The organism is Azospirillum baldaniorum (assembly GCF_003119195.2).
GTDB lineage: Bacteria > Pseudomonadota > Alphaproteobacteria > Azospirillales > Azospirillaceae > Azospirillum > Azospirillum baldaniorum.
Genome location: NZ_CP022253.1, coordinates 212,846 through 231,036, shown reverse-complemented (window position 1 = coordinate 231,036; position 18,191 = coordinate 212,846). Strand labels below are relative to the sequence as shown.

Genomic DNA, 18,191 nt, shown 5'->3' with positions numbered 1-18,191 from the left:
TCGGAGAGCGCGGGAAGCAAAGCGCAGGTGGCGCCCCCCTGTCCAGCAAATCCCGCGCGCCACACCGTTGCCGGCGGTGCAACGATGGCGCAAACCGCCGCCGGTGCGGGCGAATCCGGCTTGCGCTATGCTCGCCGCCCTGCTCCTTCCCTCCCCTGCACGCGAGACCCATCGCCATGGCGGACCAGCCGGCCCTGCACGTCCTCTTCCCCGCGAACCGGGCGCCGGACGGCTACGCGGACCGCGTGGCGCTGGCGCTGGAGGCGCAGGGGCACAGCCTGGCGCGGCACGCCCTGCCCGGCGACCACCCGCGGCTCGACCCCTCGGCGGTGCTGGCGGCGGACATCGCGCTGTCGCGGCTGCCGGACGGCGCGCGGGTGTTGGCGGATGGCGGCGCCCTGCCCGGCCTCGCCGCCGCCCTGGCGATGGACAGCCGGCGCCTGAGGTTTGTTGCGCTGGTGGACCGTCTTCTCTGGTTGGAGCCCGGCCTGACCGAGGAGGCCGCCGCCGCCCGCCGCCATCTGGAGCAGGGCGCGCTGGCGCTGATGCGCGCCGTCGCCGTGCCGGACGCCGAAACGGCGCAGGCGGTGACGGACCTCGGCCTCGCCCCGGAGGCTGCGGTCGTCCTTGCTCCGGACACCGCCGCGGCGGATCGGCTGGATGACCTGTTTGGCGCCTGACGCTTGTCTTCAGACCTTCCGATAAGTCTAGGGCAATCCCGCGCGGGCCATGATAAGTTCCGCGCCCGGAGCCACCGGTGAACGCCCCTGCATGACGCTTGCGAAACGCATCCTTCTGATCGACGACGACACCGCCCTCCGGCAGTCTCTCGCCGAGCAGCTCCAGCTTCTGGAGGAATTCGAGACGGTGGAGGCCGGGGACGGCGCCTCGGCCCTGGCCGTGGCGCGGGAGGGCGGTTTCGCCGCCATCCTGCTCGACGTCGGGCTGCCGGACATGGACGGGCGCGACCTCTGCCGTCTGCTGCGGCGCGAGGGGGTGCGCTGCCCGATCATCATGCTGACCGCGGCGGCGTCCGACGCCGACACCATCCTGGGGCTCGATTCCGGGGCCAGCGACTATGTCACCAAGCCCTTCCGCATGGGGGTCCTGCTGGCCCGGCTGCGCGCCCAGCTCCGCGTGCACGAGCAGAGCGAGGACGCCGTCTTCGCCATCGGCCCCTACAGCTTCCGCCCGGCGGGCAAGCTGCTCCTCGCCGACGGCGGCGCCCGCAAGATCCGCCTGACCGAGAAGGAAACGGCGATCCTGAAATACCTGTACCGGGCCGGCGGCGCGGTGATCGGGCGCGAGACCTTGCTGGGCGAGGTGTGGGGCTACAACGCCGGGGTCACCACCCACACGCTGGAAACCCACGTCTACCGCCTGCGCCAGAAGATCGAGCGCGACCCGTCCAACGCCGAAATCCTGGTGACGGAGCCCGGCGGCTACCGGCTGGTGCCCTGATCCCCGGTCAGGCGGCCGCCGGCCCGCCGCAGCGCGGAACCATCCTCATCCCTGCCCATTGAAAAGATTGAATTCCGGGCCGCCGCGGCACGGACCCCCGTCGGGCAAGGAGATGACGTCTTGGTAGCCATCGTCGATCACGGCAGACCGGCAAGGGCCATCCATCCCTTGCACGCGGTGCTGCTCGCGGCCTCTCTTCCGCTGTTCCTGGGGGGCCTGCTCTGCGACATCGCCTATTCCAGGAGCTTCGAAATCCAGTGGAGCAACTTCGCCGCCTGGCTGATCGCCGGCGGCATGGTCTTCGCCGGCTTCTCGCTCCTCTGGGCCTTCATCGACCTGTTCCGCGCCGGCCGGCGCCGCGGTCGCGGACTCGTCTACTTTGTCCTGCTGCTCGTCACCTTCGCGCTTGGCCTTGTCAACGCCTTCGTGCATGCGCGGGATGCGTGGGGAATCATGCCGGAGGGCCTGATCCTGTCGGCGGCCGTCGCCGTGACCGCCCTCCTGGCGACCTGGTTCGGCTTCTCCAGCTTCGGCATGAGCCGGATGGGAGAGACGCGATGACACGCTCCAGCCTGCTGGCCGCCGTTGCGCTTGTCGCCCTGCTGGCCGCCTGCGACAACAATGACAACCCGTCGCAGCCCGTGTACGGCGCCAACCCGCCTCTGCCGGAGCAGCAGCACGGTCTGCTGCCCAGCATGAAGATCGCCAACCCCGCCTCCTGGGGAGACCGGAAACCGACCGTGCCGGAGGGCTTCACCGTCACGGCGATCGCCACCGACCTTGGCATCCCGCGCCAGACCCTGGTCCTTCCCAACGGCGACATCCTGGTCGCCGAAGGCCGGGGCGGCTCGGCCCCGCCGCTGCGGCCCAAGGACTTCATCGCGGGCATCATCAAGGCCAAGGGCACCACCTCGGTCCCCAGCGGCAACCGCATCACCCTGCTGCGCGACGCCGACGGCGACGGCCGGTACGAGGAGCGCACGGTCTTCGCCGACCATCTGAACGCGCCCTACGGGCTGGCCTTCGTGAACGGCCAGATCTACGTCGCGAACCAGGACGCGCTGGTGCGCTTCCCCTACCGCGAGGGCCAGACCCGCGCCGAGGGGCCACCGGAGAAGGTCGCCGACCTGCCCTCCTACATCAACCATCACTGGACCAAGTCGCTGGCCGCCAGCCCGGACGGGCGGTTCCTCTACGTCGGCATCGGCTCCAACAGCAACATCACCGAACGTGGGATGCCCGCCGAGGCCGACCGCGCGATGGTCTGGGAGATCGACGCGCAGACGGGCGCGCGCCGGCCCTACGCCACAGGCTTGCGCAACCCCACCGCGCTGGCCATCCAGCCGGGAACGGGCACGCTGTGGGCGGTGGTCAACGAGCGCGACGAGCTTGGCCCCAACCTCGTCCCCGATTACCTGACCTCGGTCCGCGAGGGCGGCTTCTACGGCTGGCCCTACAGCTATTGGGGCCAGAACGTCGACCCGCGCGCCCAGCCGCAGAAGCCCGAGATGGTCGCCGCGGCGATCAAGCCGGACTACAGCCTGGGCTCGCACGTCGCCGCTCTCGGCGTGGCCTTCTCCTCGCCGGTGATGGGCGAGCGCTTCGCCGACGGCGTGTTCGTCGGCGAGCATGGCAGTTGGAACCGTAGCGTGCCCAGCGGCTACAAGGTGATCTTCGTCCCCTTCCGCGACGGCGCCCCCTCCGGCGATCCGATCGAGGTGGTGACCGGCTTCATGGGCGAGGACGGCCACACCTACGGCCGGCCGGTCGGCGTCACGGTGGACCCCAAAGGCGCGCTGATCGTCGCCGACGACCTGTCGAACACGGTCTGGCGCGTCGCGGTGACCGATCGCTCGCCCAGCGCGGAAGGGCCGGCGGATCTGGGCAGCGCAACGACCGATGGGAACAGATCGTCCAACTGAAACGGGCCAACTGAAACGGGCCAACTGAAACGGGCCAACTGAAACGGGAACGCCGTGTCAGGACCGCTTGCCGAGCGGTCCTGACCGGTCCGAGATGGTGACGGCGACCGGATAGCCCATCCAGCGCTGGCGCTTGTTCTCCAGGGCCGCGCCGCCGCGCGCCGGACCGGCCGGACGCCCGCCGCCCCACAGGCCGCGGCCGCGCGGCACCACGGGCAGCAGGCGGATCTTGCGCCCGACGATGGCCAGCCGGCGGCGCCAATGGGCGACCAGCTTGGGCGAGGTGCCGACCCGCCGCGCGATCTCGTGGTCGGCCAGCAGGGCGCTGTTGGGGTCCTGCAACAGGTCGAGGATGGCGCGGCGCTTGTCCAGGCTGGTGTGGCGGCTGTGCTTGCGCTCCAGCGCCTTGCCGAGGTCCCAGAGCTTCTCGGCGGTTTCGCGGGCGAGGCCGCGCCAGCGGTCGGCCTCCTCGCGCTGGCGCTCCATGTCGCCGTTGCTTTTTTCAAGCTGCCGCTTCAGCCCGGCCACCTCCAGTTCCAGGTCGCGCACCTGACGGCGCAAGCCCTGGACGAGCTGGTCGGGCGGCGGCGGACGGTCGGGCGGCGGGGCGCTGGCGGCGGGCGGCGGTTCCGGGGTGGTGGAGACCGGACGGGCACCGCGGGCAAGATCGCGGAACGACAGGCCGGCCCTCGACAGCATGATTCGCGCGGCGCGCAGAGCGGACTGGGCCTCGCCCTGATGCTCCGACTCGGCCATGGCGAGGACTTTGGCGAGTTTGTCTGGGTCCATCCGAGGGGTCGGGGTCCGGAGGCGATTATTCGCGTCGATGGGCGAACGGGCGCAAACTACCACATCTTATTGGATTGGGCATCTCCACATCTCGGCGGTGCGGCACGCCTTTTCCTCCTACCCCCGTCTCGCGCCGTCCCCCCTTCCATCGAGGCGGACCGGCTTATGGACGGGCCGGAGGGTCGTTTCGTGAAGCAACCTTTTCACTCGACTCGCGAGGGTCCTACCGCCAAATTGTCGGTACCATGACGGCACGAACCGTTTCCGACGCCTGTTCCGGTGCGCCTGACACCCCGCCGGACTTCACCGTTCGCTTCTGGGGCGTGCGTGGCAGCATCGCCTCCCCGGGGCCGGACACGGTCCGCTACGGCGGCAACACCCCCTGCGTCGAGCTGCGCTGCGGGGACGCTCTCCTGGTCCTCGACGCCGGCACCGGCCTGCGCCCGCTGGGCGAGGCGCTGATGCGCCAGGGGGAGCCGGTGGACGTCGACCTGCTGCTGACCCACAGCCATCTCGACCACATCTGCGGCCTGCCCTTCTTCGCGCCTGCCTTCGACGCGGCCAGCCGCGTGCGGATCAGAGCCGGCCATCTGGAGCGGGAGCGGACAATGCGCTCCGTCCTGGAATGCATGATGTCGGCGCCGCTGTTCCCGGTCCCGGTGGAGATCTTCCGGGCCGACTGCACCTTCCATGATTTCGTCAGCGGCGAGACGCTGACGGTCAAGCCGGGCGTCATCGTGCGCACCACCGCGCTGAACCACCCGGACGGGGCCACCGGCTACCGCGTGGAGTTCGCCGGGCGCAGCCTGTGCTACGTCACCGACACCGAGCACCCCGCAGCCGGCCGCGACCCCGCCGTGATGGAACTGGTGCGCGGCAGCGACCTGCTGATCTACGACTGCACCTACACCGACGCCGAATACGCCGCCCGCGTCGGCTGGGGCCATTCGACTTGGGAGGAGTGCCTGCGCATCGCCGACGAGGCCGATGTGAAGCGCGCGGTCATCTTCCACCACGATCCCCGTCGCAGCGATGCCGAGCTGGACGTCATCGCCACCGCCGCCGAGGCGCGGCGCCCCGGCACGCTGGTCGCCCGCGAGGGCATGGCGCTTCCCCTCTGATCGGCAACTATCCCCTTGGACAGTGATGCGCCGATGACACGGCCAAGCCTCCGTTCGCGCCCCGTGGCCCGTTGTCACTGCCGGATCGTGTGACAATTATGGTATGAAAACCGCCTGCAACCGCAGAGAGAACTCTGGGGAGACGCATGCGGCATCTTCTGCGCTTATCGTTGCTGGGCCTGCTCGCCGGCGGAACGCTCGCCGGCTGCGCCTCCACTCCGGGTCCCCAGGCCTCGTTCGATGGCGGCCCCCGCTCGATCGTCCTGCACCATCCCGCCAGCGGCGAGACGGTCAGCGTCACCTACCGCCGCGCCGACGGCTATGACCCGCAGGCCCTGGACCGCATCGCCACCCTGTTCCGCGACCGCCGCACCGGCGAGACGGTGCCCGTCGATCCCACGCTGGTGGAGCTTCTCGCCGACCTGCGGGACCGTTGCGGCGCCGGCCCCGACACGCCGGTCCACATCACCTCGGGCTACCGCTCGCCGCTGACCAACGTCACGCTGGCGCGCAGCAACCCGAACGTGGCGGAAAACAGCTATCACCTGCGCGGGCAGGCCGCCGACATCTCCATCCCCGGCGTCCCGCCCCGCCGCCTCGCCGACGAGGCCGCGGCCCTCCAGCGTGGCGGCTACGCGCTCTACCCCCACACCGGCCACGTCCACGTCGACACCGGCCCGGTCCGCACCTGGAGCCCGAAGGGCGGCGATCCCCGCATCCTGGAGGCCAGGGCGACTCCCGCGAAGGCCGCGTCGGGCAAGGCGGTCGCCGCCAAGGCATCACCCGCTCCCCGGACTCAGGTCGCGGCGGCCGAGCCCGCCCCGCCGAAACGTCCCCCGGCCAAGGCCGCCTCCACCCCCGCGAAGGGCAACGACGCCGACCTCGCCCGCGTCCGCATGGTGCTGGCCTCCCTCAAGGAGCAGCCGGAGCCTGCGGCGAAGAAGAAGCCCTGAGGGTTACCGATACGGGTCCGCGGCGTCCCGCAGGCCGTCGCCGAGGAAGTTGAAGCTCAGCACGGTCACGATCACCGGCAGCACCGGCAGCATCAGCCAGGGGTACAGCGCCACCACGTTGATGTTCTGCGCCTCGGTCAGCAGCACCCCCCAGCTGGTGATCGGCGGGCGCAGACCGAGGCCGAGGAAGCTCAGCGCCGTCTCGCCCAGGATCATGCCGGGGATGGCCAGCGTCGCCGAGGCGATCAGGTGGCTCATGAAGCTGGGCAGCAGGTGCCGGCCGATGATGCGGGCCGGGCTGGCCCCCATCAGCTGGGCGGCGGTGGTGAAGTCCTCCTCGCGCAGGGCCAGCAGCTTGGACCGCACGGCGCGGGCGAGGCCCGTCCATTCCAGAAGGCCGAGGATCACCGTGATCCCGAAATAGATGAAGATCGGGTTCCAGGTGACGGGCAGGGCGGCGGACAGGGCCATCCACAGCGGCAGCTCGGGGAAGGAGCGGATGATCTCGATCAGCCGCTGGATCAGGTTGTCCACCCAGCCGCCGTAATAGCCGGCGATGCCGCCGATCACGATGCCCAGCACGAAGCTGACCGCGACGCCGATCAGCCCGATGGTCAGCGAGATGCGCGTCCCATAGATCATCCGCGACAGCAGGTCCCGCCCCAGCCGGTCGGTGCCCATGAGGAAGAGCGTCCCGCCGTCGGCCGGGCAGGCGAGGTGCCAGTCGCTCTCCACCAGCCCCCAGAACGCGTAGCGGTCGCCGCGGCAGAAAAAGCGGATCGGCTGCACCTTCGTCGGGTCGGGCGTGTAGTCGCGCTTCAGGATCTCCATGTCCAGGCGGTAGGTGTAGCCGTAGACGAAGGGGCCGACGAACCGACCCTCGTGGAACAGATGCACGGTCTGCGGCGGGGCGTGGATGAAGTGGGAGTTGCGGCTGTCCACCGCGTAGGGGGCCAGGACCTCGCTGACCAGGGTCGAGGCGTAGAGCAGCAGCAGCACGACGCCCGAGGCCACCGCCAGCTTGTGCCGCCGCAGCTTCCACCAGACCATCCGCCATTGCGAGGCGGTGGTGAAGCGCTCCTGCTCCGGCGACAGCCGCTCGACCTCGTCGGGGTCCCAGGGGGCGGTGTCGACGCTGTGGGGCAGGGGGGTGTGGGGCAGGGGCGTCTGGGTCGGAAGGGAGGCGCTCATCGGCTGGCTCCCCCGCTCAGGCGGATGCGCGGGTCGAGCGCGGCCAGCGCCAGATCGGACAGGAAGACCCCGATCACCGTCAGCACCGCCAGGAACATCAGGAAGGAGCCGGCCAGATACATGTCCTGGCTGCGCAGCGCCTGCAGCAGCATCGGCCCCGTCGTCGGCAGCGACATCACCACCGACACGATGGCGGCGCCGGAGACGACCTGTGGCAGCAGGTTGCCGATGTCGGACACGAAGGGGTTCAGCGCCACCCGCAGCGGGTATTTCACCAGCGCCCGGCCCGGCGGCAGGCCCTTGGCCCGCGCGGTGACGACGTAGGGCTTGTGCAGCTCGTCCAGCAGGTTGGCTCGCAGGCGGCGGATCATCGCGGCGGTGCCGGCGGTGCCGATGACGATCACCGGAATCCACATATGCTCGAACACGCTCATCGCCTTGCCCCAGCTCCACGGTTGGCCGATGTAGCGCGGGTCCATCAGCCCGCCGATGGAGGTGCCGAACCACACGTTGGCGAAGTACAGCATCACCAGCGCCAGCAGGAAGCTCGGCGTCGCCAGCCCCAGGAAGCCGAGGAAGGTCAGGACGTAGTCGCCCAGGCTGTACTGCCGTGTCGCCGAATAGATGCCGATGGGGAAGGAGACCACCCAGATGAACAGGATGGTCGCGAAGGACACGATGGCGGTCAGCGACAGCCGGTCGCCCACCACGTCGGCCACCGGCAGATTGTATTCGAAGGAATAGCCGAAGTCGCCGCGCAGCATCCCGGCCAGCCACAGCGCGTACTGTTCGTACATCGGCCGGTCGAGCCCGTAGGTCTCGCGCAGCATGGCCAGCCGGCCCTGGTCCATGCTCTCGCCCCGGCTCTGCATCTCGTTGACCAGCGTGGTCAGATAGTCGCCGGGCGGAAGCTGGATGATGACGAAGGTGATGACGCTGATCGCCAGCAGCGTCGGGATCATGATGAGGATGCGGCGGATCACGTAGCCCAGCATGGCCTCACCCCTTCTCGTCGAACCAGAAGCCGTCGGGCCGGTACAGCCCGAAATGCGCGCCGGGGTCGTAGTTGAACAGACCTTCCTCCGGCACGTTGCGCAGGGTGCGGCGCGCCACCACCGGCTGCGGCACCCCGGCCACCGTGCCGATGGTGAAGACCTGCTCGGCGTTGAGCGTCAGGATGCGCGTCCAGGCCGCCGCCCGACCCGCCTCGTCCGGGGCGTCGCGCCAAACGCGGAAGGCCTCCAGCAGGTCGCGCGCCTCGGGCATGTCGGGGCGTTCGCCGTCCTTGCCCATGGTCTGGAAGAACTGGCCCCATTTCGGCCACTGGTACTTGGCCTGATCGACCGGCACCAGCTCGGCGGGGCTCATGTCGGCGGTGGCGATGGCGTTGTCCAGCCCGCGCGAAATCGACATGCAGGTGTCGCCGGCGAAGATGCGGTTGCGGAACACGTCGAGCTGGGAGGAGCGGATGTAGAGCCGCGCCCCGACGCGCCGCCAGCCGTCGGCGATCAGCTCCAGCGCGTCGGTCTCCTCCGTGCTCTCCCCGGCGGTCTCCACCACGATCTCCAGCGGACGGCCATCGGGCAGCAGGCGGACACCGTTGACGTCGCGCTTGGTCAGGCCGATCTCGTCGAGCAGCCGGTTGGCCTGCCGGACGTCGAACTGCGCCCAGCGGTCGCGGTAGGCCGGCACCCACAGGGGCGAGACCTCCAGCAGCGTGTTGTTGGTCGGGGTGGCGAGGCCGTAATAGATGACCTGGTTCATCTCCTCGCGGTCGATGGCCAGCGACAGGGCGCGGCGGTAGCGCACGTCGCGGTTCAGCGCGCGCCACACCGGGTCGTTGCAGTTCAGGTTGGGGAACAGCGCCATCTGCGCCCCGATGCCGGTGCGCCACAGCGTCACCCGGTAGTCGTTGCGCTTCGCCCCCTGCTTCAGGAAGGTGTAGTTGTCGAACCGCAGGTAGCGCGCCTGGAGGTCGCTCTCGCCCGCCCCCGTCTTGGCCGGGATGATCTTGGCGTCGGCCACCGTCATGATGACCCGGTCGATGTAGGGCAACTGCCGCCCTGCCGGGTCGACCCGATGGAAATAGGGGTTCCTTACGAAGATGAAACGGTCCGCCGGCGGAGCGGTCGTCGGCACCCAGGGCTGCAGGGTCGGCAGGTCCGGGTTGTCGAACTCGGTGAGATTGTCCTTGCGGTTGTGAAGCTGTTGCCAGCTTTTCTGCCGCTCCGCCTCCACCCGCTGCTTCAGCTCCAGCGGCTCGGTGAAGCGGGGGTGGAAGCGCCGCAGGTAATGGGCCGGGGCGTAGATCTCCACCGGCTTGGCCCCGGCCAGCATGGGCAGGAAGAAGGGGTTGGGGCGGTTCCATGTGTAGCGCACCGCGGCGGCGTCCAGCACCTCGAACCTGGGCGCTTCCCCGGCCACCATCATCTCCGGCGGCGGCCCGCCGGGGGAGCGCTTGGCGTTGTTGGCCATGTCCTCCCACCAGTAGCGGAAGTCCTCCGCCGTGAAGGGATGGCCGTCCGACCAGCGATGGCCGCGGCGCAGCGTGAAGGTGAAGATCCGCCCTTCCTCCACATCCACCCGCTCCAGGATGTCGGGGACGATGCGCAGGCTCGGGGTCAGCGCGACCAGCCGGGCGTAGCTGTAGACGTAGATCAGCCGCGTGTCCTTGGTCCGCGCCATCAGCAGGCGCAGGTCGCCGCCATGGCGCCCCGGCGACTGCCAGGGCCGGTCCATCGGCTCGACCAGCGGGGTGAGCGGCAGCCGCTTCTCCACCGGCGGCAGCGACCCGGCGCCGACCGCGTTCTCCAGCATCGGCGTCTCGACCGCGTCGAAGGCGCTGAGCCCGAGGAAGGCGAGCAGCAGAAGGGCAGGGCGGGCCAGCCTCATCACGCCACCTCCCGCACGCGGATGGCGGCGTCGGCGCGCACGCAATGGCCGCCGCCGAGATCGACCAGATGGGGCTGGTGGTCGTCGTCGATGGTGAAGGGGGCGGGCCAGCGCGCGGGGTCGGAGGCACGGCCTTCCTCCAGGTCGGTCAGCGACAGCGGGCGGCTGGGGTCCGGCTCCGGCACGGCGGCCAGCAGGGCGCGGGTGTAGGGGTGGACCGGGTTGCGGAACAGCGCCTCGCGCGGGGCCGACTCGACGATCCGGCCGCGGCACATCACCAGGATGCGGTCGGCCATGTAGTCCACCACGGCCAGATTGTGGCTGACGAACAGATAAGTCAGGCCGAGCCGTTCCTTCAGGTCCTTCAGCAGGTTCAGCACCTGCGCCTGGATCGACACGTCGAGCGCCGACACCGGCTCGTCGAGCAGCAGAAGCTCGGGCCGCAGGGCCAGCGCGCGGGCGATGCCGATGCGCTGGCGCTGGCCGCCGGAGAAGCTGTGCGGGTAGCGGCGCAGATGCCGCGCGTCCAGCCCGACCAGCCCCATCAGCTCCTTCACCCGCGCGGCGCGCTCCGCCTCGTCGCCGATGCCGTGGATGACCAGCGGTTCTTCAATGATGTCGAAGACGGTCATACGCGGGTTCAGGGAACCGAAGGGGTCCTGAAAGACGAACTGCACCTTGCGGCGGAAGGCGGTCAAGGCCGCACCCTCCAGCCCCAGCACGTCGACGACCCGGCCATGGTCGTTGAAGCGCACGTCTCCGGCGTCCGGAGTCAGGGCGCGCATCAGGATCTTCGACAGGGTGGTCTTGCCGCAGCCCGACTCGCCGACCAGCCCGACGCATTCGCCGCGCGCGATGGCGAAGCTGACATCGTCCACCGCCAGCGTGCCCGCCCCGGCCTTGGCGCCGAACCAGCCGGCCTTGCGCGCGCCGTAGCGCTTGCGCACCCCCTCCACCGCCAGCAGCGGTCCCGCCGTATCGGCGCCGGGCGGCCAGGGCTGGTGGTCCTTCTCCAGCAGGCTGCCGCCCTGCGACGTGCCCCCGATTGAGATGGAGCGGATCGGCACCAGCCGTTCCCCCGGCGCCATGTGGAAGCGCGGAACGGCGCGCAGCAGCGCCTTCAGATAGGGGTGGCGCGGATCGGCGAAGATGTCCTCGCGGGTGCCGGATTCCATGATCCGCCCGCGGTGCATCACCACCACCTCGTCGGCGAGGTTGGCGACCACCCCCAGGTCGTGGGTGATGAGCAGGACGGCCATCCCGAGATCGGCCTGGAGGTCCTTGATCAGCTTCAGGATCTGCGCCTGGATGGTGACGTCCAGCGCGGTTGTCGGCTCGTCGGCGATCAGCAGGGCGGGGCGGCAGACCAGCGCCATGGCGATCATCGCGCGCTGGCGCAGGCCGCCCGACAGTTCGAACGGGTAGGTGTCCAGCGCCCGCTTCGGGTCGGGGAAGCGCACCCGGCGCAGCATGTCCTCGGCCTGGGCGCGGGCCTGCCGGGCGGTCACCCGCTGGTGCAGCCGCACCGCCTCGCCCACCTGGTCGCCCACCGTGTGCAGGGGCGACAGCGAGGTCATCGGCTCCTGGAAGATGATCGAGATGCGGCCGCCGCGCAGCGCCCGCATCGCCGTGCCGTCGGCCTTCAGCCCGGCGATGTCGACGGGGCCGACGCCTTCGTTGATGATCCCATCGTCGAACAGGATTTGCCCGTCCGCGATGGTGGCGTTGCGGGGCAGGATGCGCAGGATCGACTGCGCCGCCACCGACTTGCCCGAGCCGGATTCGCCGACCAGGGCGACGGTGGACCCCGCCCGCACCCGGAAGGACACGCCGCGCACCGCATGGACCACGCCGCCCGGCACCTGGAAATCGACCTTCAGGTCCTCCACCCGGAGCAGCGTGCGGCTCATGGCGCCGGCCTCGTTTCGTTGGTGCTTTTTTCGTTGGGGTCCTCCGGCGGCTCGATGCCGAGGGCGATCAGGTTGTCCACCGTCACCGGGGTCAGCGCCACGCCGTTGCGCCCGGCGGCGAGGGCGGCCTGTTCGATCACCGCGTCGAAGCCCTCCAGGTTGCTGTCGAAGCGCAGGGTCGTGCCGCCGCCGCTCAGCGCCGCCTGCATCCAGCCGTCGTCGCGCCCCCGCTTGGTCGCGTAGTAGCGCAGCTTCAGCCCGGACAGCGCGTCCCAGCGGATGGCGCCGCCCAGCGGCCCGTCGGCCCGCAGGCCCTCATCGTCCATGGTCAGGCGGGTCAGCTGGCGTTGCAGGGTGCGCGCCGCGAAGACGGCGAACAGCAGCGCGCAGGCGGCCAGCGGCACGGCGATCCAGGGGGTGACGGGCAGGAAGGCCAGCGGCAGCACCGTCAGCGCCAGCCCCGCCCCGGCCCGCGCGTAGTCGCCGGCGAGCGCCCCGGCGGGGTAGCGCATCTCCGCGACGGTCGGCGTCTCTCCGGTCGAGGGTCGGGCCATGGGCAGCTCGGCCATGTCTCAGCGAAGTCCTTCTGCGGCAAACAGGGTATCAGCGGACAGCCAGCGGGCCGCCGGATGGCGTCGCGTCACGGTCAGGAAACGCGCGGTGAAGGCCCAGGTTTCACCGTCCATCGCCAAATGATGCGTCAGCAGGCCGGTCGCCTCCGCCGCGTCCACCGCGCCCAGCCGCCGGGCGCGCAGATGGGCGACGGCCATGCCCAGCGACTCCGCGTCGCCCAGGAAGCGCTTGCCGTCCTTCCAGGCCACCGGATCGATGTGTGTATTGACACACTTCATGTTGACGGTTGACACACGTCGCGGCCCGAAAACCGACAGGCCAGTGAAGCCCATGCCGGGCAGGCCCGCCGTCACGCCGGGCGCGATGCGGTTCCAGGGCGGTACCAGAACGGGCAGGGCGCGCGGTCCGAACCGGCGGTCCAGCACGCTCCGCCCCTCGGCCAGTTCCGCCAGCACGGCGGCGGCGGGCCGGTCCGCGCCAAGCTCCGCCTTCTTCGCGGGGGGAGCGGCGTGGTTGGTGTGCGACCAGCCGTGCTGAAGCACCGTGAGGGTGGGGGCCGCGTCCACCACGGGGGCGAGGGAGTCGGTGACGCCCGCCGGGATGACCGCCAGGGCCAGCGGCGCGCCGGTCTCGACGGACAGGGCGATCATCCGGTCGAGCGCTGGCGTCGGCTCGACGGCGTCGTCGTCGCGCCACCAGAGGGTGGCGGTGCGCCCGGCGGCGGCCCAGGCGTCCAACTCGGCGGTCAGCGCGTCCCAACCGGCGCGCGGCGGGCTGTCGGAAGGGGCGGTCATGGTCATCGCAAGGCAGGGCCAAGGCAGGGGATCAGCCCCAGCATGGCCCCCGCCCCGGAAAAATCCAAGCGTCTTGATTGGTTTAGCGGCTGTTGCCTTGGCGGTAGGCCACCGCGTCCAACAGCAGCCGGGCGGTGGCGGCGGCGCCGTCCAGGCGCAGCGGGATGGGCGGCGGCGGGGGCAGGGCGAGCGCCCTGGCAACGCCTGCGGCCAGGGTGTCCGCGGTCAGGGTGGCTTCGTCGACCACGGCCAGCCGGCCCCGCTTCTCCAGCAGGCGGGCGCGGGTGGCCTGCTCCGTCTCGCTGCCCGCGGCGAAGGGGACGACGACCGCCCGGCAACCGGCCTGGAGCACGTCGAGCACGGTGTTGTAGCCGGCCTGGCTGATCGACAGGCGGCAGCGGCGGAGCAAGGCGGGGAAGTCGGGCCGCGCCCGTTCCACGACGGTGCCCGGCGGGGCCGCGGCGGCGAGCGCGCGGACATCCGCCTCCGGCACGTCCGGCCCGGCCAGCAGGCGCCACGGTGCGTCAAGTCCGGCGGGAGTTGACGCACGCACCGCCAGCGCCGCCCGCAGCAGCGGCAGGCCGACCGCTCCGCCGCCCACCGACACGATCACCTCGCCGTCGCCGTCGGCGTTTTTCCCATCGGCGCCCTTGCCGTCGCCGCCCTGCGGGGCCGCGACATAGCCGGTGTAGCGGATGCGGTCGGCGATCCGCGCGGCGGCGGGGAAGGTCGCCGCGAAGGGGATCAACTCGGGGTCGCCATGGACCAGCACATGGTCGAAGAGCCGTTCCACCGTCGAAACGGTTTCCTCCAGCCGCTCCGGCTTGGCCTTGGTCACCAGGATGTCGCGCACCGACGCGGCGGTGACCGCCCCGCCGGCCTTGGCGGTCTCCAGCAGCGGCAGAAGCTCGAACCGGAAGGCGCGGCGCCCGAAGGGGAAGGACTCGACCAGCAGCGCGTCGGGCCGCACCCGGTCATGGGTTTCCAGAACCGCGGCGCGGCGCCGGGCGCGCCACGCGTCGTCGATGGGCCGGTCGTGTTCGTCCAACAGGGTCTTGAAGCTGCTGTCGGCGGCGCGGGCGGGGGGGAGCTGGACGATCTCCGCCGCCGGGCCGTAATCGATCCCCGGCACCGGATGCCCGCCGCGCAGCACCGTGACGGCGACCCCGGCCTCGGCCAGTCCGCGCGTGATCAGCGCGGCGCGCCGGTCGTGGCCGATGCCCAGCAGATGCTGGACGTGGAAAAGAACACGCATGGGGGGGCGGCCGGAAGGCGTCAGATCGCCTGGGCGGCCAGCACCTCGCGCAGGCGCGTGGTCGTCTGCTCCAGGCGGTGGGCCAGGGAACGCATGATCTCCAGGCCCATCTGCGGAAAATCGGCGATCATCTGAAGGAAATGGTCCTTCGGCACGCACAGCGCCTCCAGGTCGGAGCTGGCGCGCACGGTGGCGGTGCGCGGCACGTCGCACAGGATGGCGATCTCGCCGACGATTTCGTTGGACCCCAGCGTCGCGACGGTCAGCGGCCCGCCGGGGCCGGTCACGATCACCTCGGCTTCCCCGCGCAGCAGGATGTAGGCGCAGGTGCCCATCTCGTCCTGCTCGAACAGGATGTCGCCCGACCGGAAGCTCAGCCGTTCGCTGGTGAAGGCGAGAAGCTTGAGCTTGGAAGTGTCGATGTTGGCGAACAGGGGAATCCTGCGCAGGCAATTGACTTCTTCGGCGATGCTCATGCCGTCTGCCTCCTCAACGTCGCCGGCTTCATTCGGCGGACACCAATTCATGCAACAACGTACCGGGCCTGTTCAACTCGTCGAAGCGCCCATGTTCGGCGATTCGCCCGTCCTTCATTACAATGACTCGCTCGAACGCCCGTGCCAAGCCGGCGCGGTGCAGAACCCACACAAGGCCACATCCCTTGCGTTCCCCCAGGATCGCCGAATGCACCTTGGTCTGGCTGCTGGTGTCCAGGCCGCTCGTCGCCTCGCTCAGCACCAGCAGGTCCGGTCGCTTCAGCAGGGCGCGGGCCAGTGCCGCCTTCTGGCGCTGAGCCGCCGACAGGCGCGACCCGGCCACCCCCACGGGATGGTCCAGCCCGACCTCCACGATGGTGTCGCGCAGGTGAAGCTGGTCCACCAGATCCGCCACGATGCGGCCCACCTTGGATTGCACCTGCGCCTGCCCATAGACCATCTTGCCGAACAGGATGTTGTCCTGGATGCTGGCCGCGGCGTTGTAGGCGTCCGGATCGAAGAAGGCGACGGCGTGCTTCAGGTCGGCCGGGAGGTCGCTGGCGAAGAGGTGCCGCGCCTGCAGGAGCTTCTTCTCCAGGTCCGGGGTCATCAGACCCAGACGGTGGCGGGCGCCGATCAGCTTGAAGGGCAGGGTCATCAGCCGCGTCCGCTCCTCGGGCCGCAGCGCCCCCAGCCCTTCCTTCGCGGTGCGCGCCAGGATGGCCTGATACTCCGGCAGCTCGGCGAAGCCGATGAAGGAGAAGCGCTCGAAGAACTCGTGGCCGGGCGGCAGGCCGGCGAACAGCTCGACCATGGTCTCCGCCACCTTGTGGCCGGTTTCCAGGATGGTGTCGGTCAGCCCCACCTTGTCCAGCACATGCAGCATGTAGGGGTTGGAGGCCAGCGCGTCGGTCTGGAAGATCGGGCCGACCGGCGTGCCGAACAGCAGATTCTCCGCCAGCGTGGCGTTCACGGTGTAGCGGTCGGGGTCGAAGCGCTCGACCAGCCGCCCCAGGTCCGGGTTGTTCAGCATCATGGCGCGCATGGCGTCGCGCGCTTCCAGCACGCGGGCGGCGACTTCGGGGCGCCGCTCCGGATCGACGGTGCGGTTGAGTCCCATGCCGTACACATCGTCCTGAAGCGAGACCATCGTCACCACGCGCAGGATGCGGGCCTTCAGATCCTCCGGCCCGTCGCAGCCGGCGGCGGCGTAGTCGATCCAGTCGGCTTGGATGTCGTCGGTGGCGTTGCCGGACAGCACCGACTCGGTCATCCGACTCTTGCGCCGCTCCTCGGCCCCCTCGGCCCCCTCGCCATCATCATCGCCGTTCTCACGCAGCGGCCGGTGGCGCAGCCCGTAGACGAGGTTGTCATAGAGCGAGGCCGAGAACAGGTAGGGGGTGGCGCCGACATAGGCGGCGCGCCGCCCCGTCACGCTCTCCGGCAGCTCCGCATAATCATGCTCGCCCAGCCGGATCTGGCCGGACGAGGGCAGCAGCACGCGGGCGGCGAGCTGCGCCAGCTCGTCCCGCCCGGAACCGACGCCGATCAGCGCGGTGTGGCCGTCCAGCGGGATGTCGCAGCTCACCCCCTCCAGGATGGGCGACCCGCCGTCCTCACCGAACCCCACGTTGCGGAAGGACAGGCTGCCCTTGAAGGGGACGTCCTCCTCCTCGCGCAGCAGGCGTTCGGCCAGCAGGTCGGGGACGTGGAACTGCTCCACCACCTGCTCGTACTTGATCCGGTTGTCCTCCTTCTGCTGGTACCAGTCGAGGAGTTCCTTCCAAGGAGCCGCCAAGTCCTTGTAGGCGGCCAGCACCGCGACCAGCGCGCCGAAGGACAGCTGGCCGTGGATCACCAGATAACCGCCGATCGAATAGAAAAAGAACGGGGTCAACTGGTTGATGAAATTGTTCAGGAATTTGACAAAAAACTTTCTTTGGTAAATCTCGAAACGGATGCGGTACACGTCGCCCAAGCGGTGGCTGAGATCGGCGAGATGCCAGGACGCCGTGTTGTGGGTGTGCACCTCCTGGATGCCGGACACCGTCTCGCCGATGCGGTCGGCGATCTGGCGCATGGCACGTACGCGCTGTTTGCCAAGTTGATTGACCTTGCGCTGAAGCCGTGGGATGAGCCAGCCTTGGAACGGGTACAGCGAAACCGCCGCTGCCCCCAGAACCGGGTCCTGGATGAAGATGAAGGCGATGTAGACCAGCAGGGTGCCGCCCTGGAACACCGGGATCGCGATGGCGTCCCCGATGAAGCCGCCCAGCGGTTCCACCTCCGCCGTGATCATGGGGATGATCTCCCCGGACGACATCTTGCGGAAGCGGGGCAGGGGGAAGCGCAGGACGCGCACGTACAGCTCGTAGCGCAGGCGGCGCAGCATCCGTTCGCCCAGCCGGCCCTTGTAGGTGTTGATGACGTACTTGAACGCGCCGTTGACCAGCACCAAAGTCAGGAACAGCCCGCATAGGACGAACAGGTAACTCACCTGATCGAGATGGAAGCCGAGGAAGGATTCAGGCAGCTTTTTTCCGGCGATCGCCTCGTTGACGATCCTCTTCGGAAGGTCGAGCGAGGCGTAGAGGAAGGGAAAGGACGCCAGGGTCATCAGGGTCAGCACGATCTGCTGACGGACGCTGTGCCGAAGGATGAATCGGAAAATGCTGGATTCCATAGCGCCATTCTACGCAAGGGGACGCCGGTGCCGGGAGCAGGCAGAAACCTTACTCCCTCTGCCGCTCGGCCGTTGGGAATATGGTTCGCCCGCACGCGGTCTGCCGCCATTGTGACGGCGGCATGACGCACACCCGTTCATCGACCAAGCCGCGGCCGGACACAAGAGGCC

16 protein-coding genes are annotated in these 18,191 nt (G+C 69.8%); 6 read left to right on the top strand and 10 right to left on the bottom strand.

Annotation, left to right across the window (positions count from 1 at the left end):
- Positions 1-176 precede the first annotated feature (176 nt).
- From Sp245p_RS00995 to Sp245p_RS00980, 4 genes are all read left to right on the top strand, one after another.
- Positions 177-680, top strand: a complete 504-nt coding sequence (locus Sp245p_RS00995) for a hypothetical protein (protein ID WP_014238954.1) — start codon at positions 177-179, stop codon at positions 678-680.
- 91 nt (positions 681-771) lie between these two features.
- Complete coding sequence (locus Sp245p_RS00990) at positions 772-1,461, top strand: response regulator transcription factor (protein WP_014238955.1); 690 nt, start codon at positions 772-774, stop codon at positions 1,459-1,461.
- A 120-nt stretch (positions 1,462-1,581) separates the two neighbouring features.
- Positions 1,582-2,022 carry a DUF2231 domain-containing protein gene (locus tag Sp245p_RS00985; protein WP_014238956.1) on the top strand — a complete coding sequence of 147 codons (441 nt, stop codon included), beginning with the start codon at positions 1,582-1,584 and terminating at the stop codon, positions 2,020-2,022.
- Positions 2,019-3,383, top strand: a complete 1,365-nt coding sequence (locus Sp245p_RS00980; RefSeq protein WP_014238957.1) for a PQQ-dependent sugar dehydrogenase — start codon at positions 2,019-2,021, stop codon at positions 3,381-3,383. The genes Sp245p_RS00985 and Sp245p_RS00980 overlap by 4 nt, the downstream gene beginning before the upstream one ends.
- A gap of 57 nt (positions 3,384-3,440) precedes the next feature.
- Here the strand turns inward: Sp245p_RS00980 and Sp245p_RS00975 are convergent, their stop codons facing one another.
- Positions 3,441-4,172 (bottom strand): hypothetical protein, encoded by a 732-nt coding sequence (locus Sp245p_RS00975; protein ID WP_109138325.1) that lies wholly within the window; start codon positions 4,170-4,172, stop codon positions 3,441-3,443.
- A 245-nt stretch (positions 4,173-4,417) separates the two neighbouring features.
- Here Sp245p_RS00975 and Sp245p_RS00970 point away from each other — a divergent pair, with 245 nt between their 5' ends.
- Both Sp245p_RS00970 and Sp245p_RS00965 read left to right on the top strand, forming a co-directional pair.
- On the top strand, positions 4,418-5,293 hold the full coding sequence (locus tag Sp245p_RS00970) for an MBL fold metallo-hydrolase (RefSeq protein ID WP_014238960.1): 876 nt from the start codon (positions 4,418-4,420) through the stop codon (positions 5,291-5,293).
- A 146-nt stretch (positions 5,294-5,439) separates the two neighbouring features.
- Positions 5,440-6,246, top strand: a complete 807-nt coding sequence (locus Sp245p_RS00965) for a YcbK family protein (protein ID WP_014238961.1) — start codon at positions 5,440-5,442, stop codon at positions 6,244-6,246.
- Between the two features lie 3 nt (positions 6,247-6,249).
- Here the strand turns inward: Sp245p_RS00965 and Sp245p_RS00960 are convergent, their stop codons facing one another.
- The 9 genes from Sp245p_RS00960 to Sp245p_RS00920 form a co-directional block, all read right to left on the bottom strand.
- On the bottom strand, positions 6,250-7,437 hold the full coding sequence (locus Sp245p_RS00960) for an ABC transporter permease (RefSeq protein ID WP_014238962.1): 1,188 nt from the start codon (positions 7,435-7,437) through the stop codon (positions 6,250-6,252).
- Positions 7,434-8,432: an ABC transporter permease gene (locus tag Sp245p_RS00955; protein WP_014238963.1), complete on the bottom strand. Its 999-nt coding sequence runs from the start codon at positions 8,430-8,432 to the stop codon at positions 7,434-7,436. The genes Sp245p_RS00960 and Sp245p_RS00955 overlap by 4 nt, the downstream gene beginning before the upstream one ends.
- A 4-nt stretch (positions 8,433-8,436) precedes the next feature.
- Complete coding sequence (locus Sp245p_RS00950) at positions 8,437-10,329, bottom strand: ABC transporter substrate-binding protein (RefSeq protein ID WP_041810839.1); 1,893 nt, start codon at positions 10,327-10,329, stop codon at positions 8,437-8,439.
- On the bottom strand, positions 10,329-12,239 hold the full coding sequence (locus Sp245p_RS00945) for an ABC transporter ATP-binding protein (protein WP_014238965.1): 1,911 nt from the start codon (positions 12,237-12,239) through the stop codon (positions 10,329-10,331). The genes Sp245p_RS00950 and Sp245p_RS00945 overlap by 1 nt, the downstream gene beginning before the upstream one ends.
- The gene (locus Sp245p_RS00940) at positions 12,236-12,808 is read right to left on the bottom strand and encodes a hypothetical protein (RefSeq protein WP_014238966.1); all 573 of its coding nucleotides are present in this window, start codon (positions 12,806-12,808) and stop codon (positions 12,236-12,238) included. Before Sp245p_RS00940 ends, Sp245p_RS00945 begins: the two co-directional genes overlap by 4 nt.
- Positions 12,809-12,811: 3 nt before the next feature.
- Positions 12,812-13,606 (bottom strand): polysaccharide deacetylase family protein, encoded by a 795-nt coding sequence (locus Sp245p_RS00935; RefSeq protein ID WP_109138568.1) that lies wholly within the window; start codon positions 13,604-13,606, stop codon positions 12,812-12,814.
- Between the two features lie 82 nt (positions 13,607-13,688).
- A complete protein-coding gene (locus Sp245p_RS00930; RefSeq protein WP_014238968.1) occupies positions 13,689-14,861 on the bottom strand; it encodes a glycosyltransferase family protein in 1,173 nt (390 codons plus the stop codon).
- 20 nt (positions 14,862-14,881) lie between these two features.
- On the bottom strand, positions 14,882-15,337 hold the full coding sequence (locus tag Sp245p_RS00925) for a cyclic nucleotide-binding domain-containing protein (RefSeq protein WP_014238969.1): 456 nt from the start codon (positions 15,335-15,337) through the stop codon (positions 14,882-14,884).
- Positions 15,338-15,365: 28 nt separating this feature from the next.
- A complete protein-coding gene (locus tag Sp245p_RS00920) occupies positions 15,366-18,020 on the bottom strand; it encodes an ABC transporter ATP-binding protein (protein ID WP_014238970.1) in 2,655 nt (884 codons plus the stop codon).
- Positions 18,021-18,191: the final 171 nt, after the last annotated feature.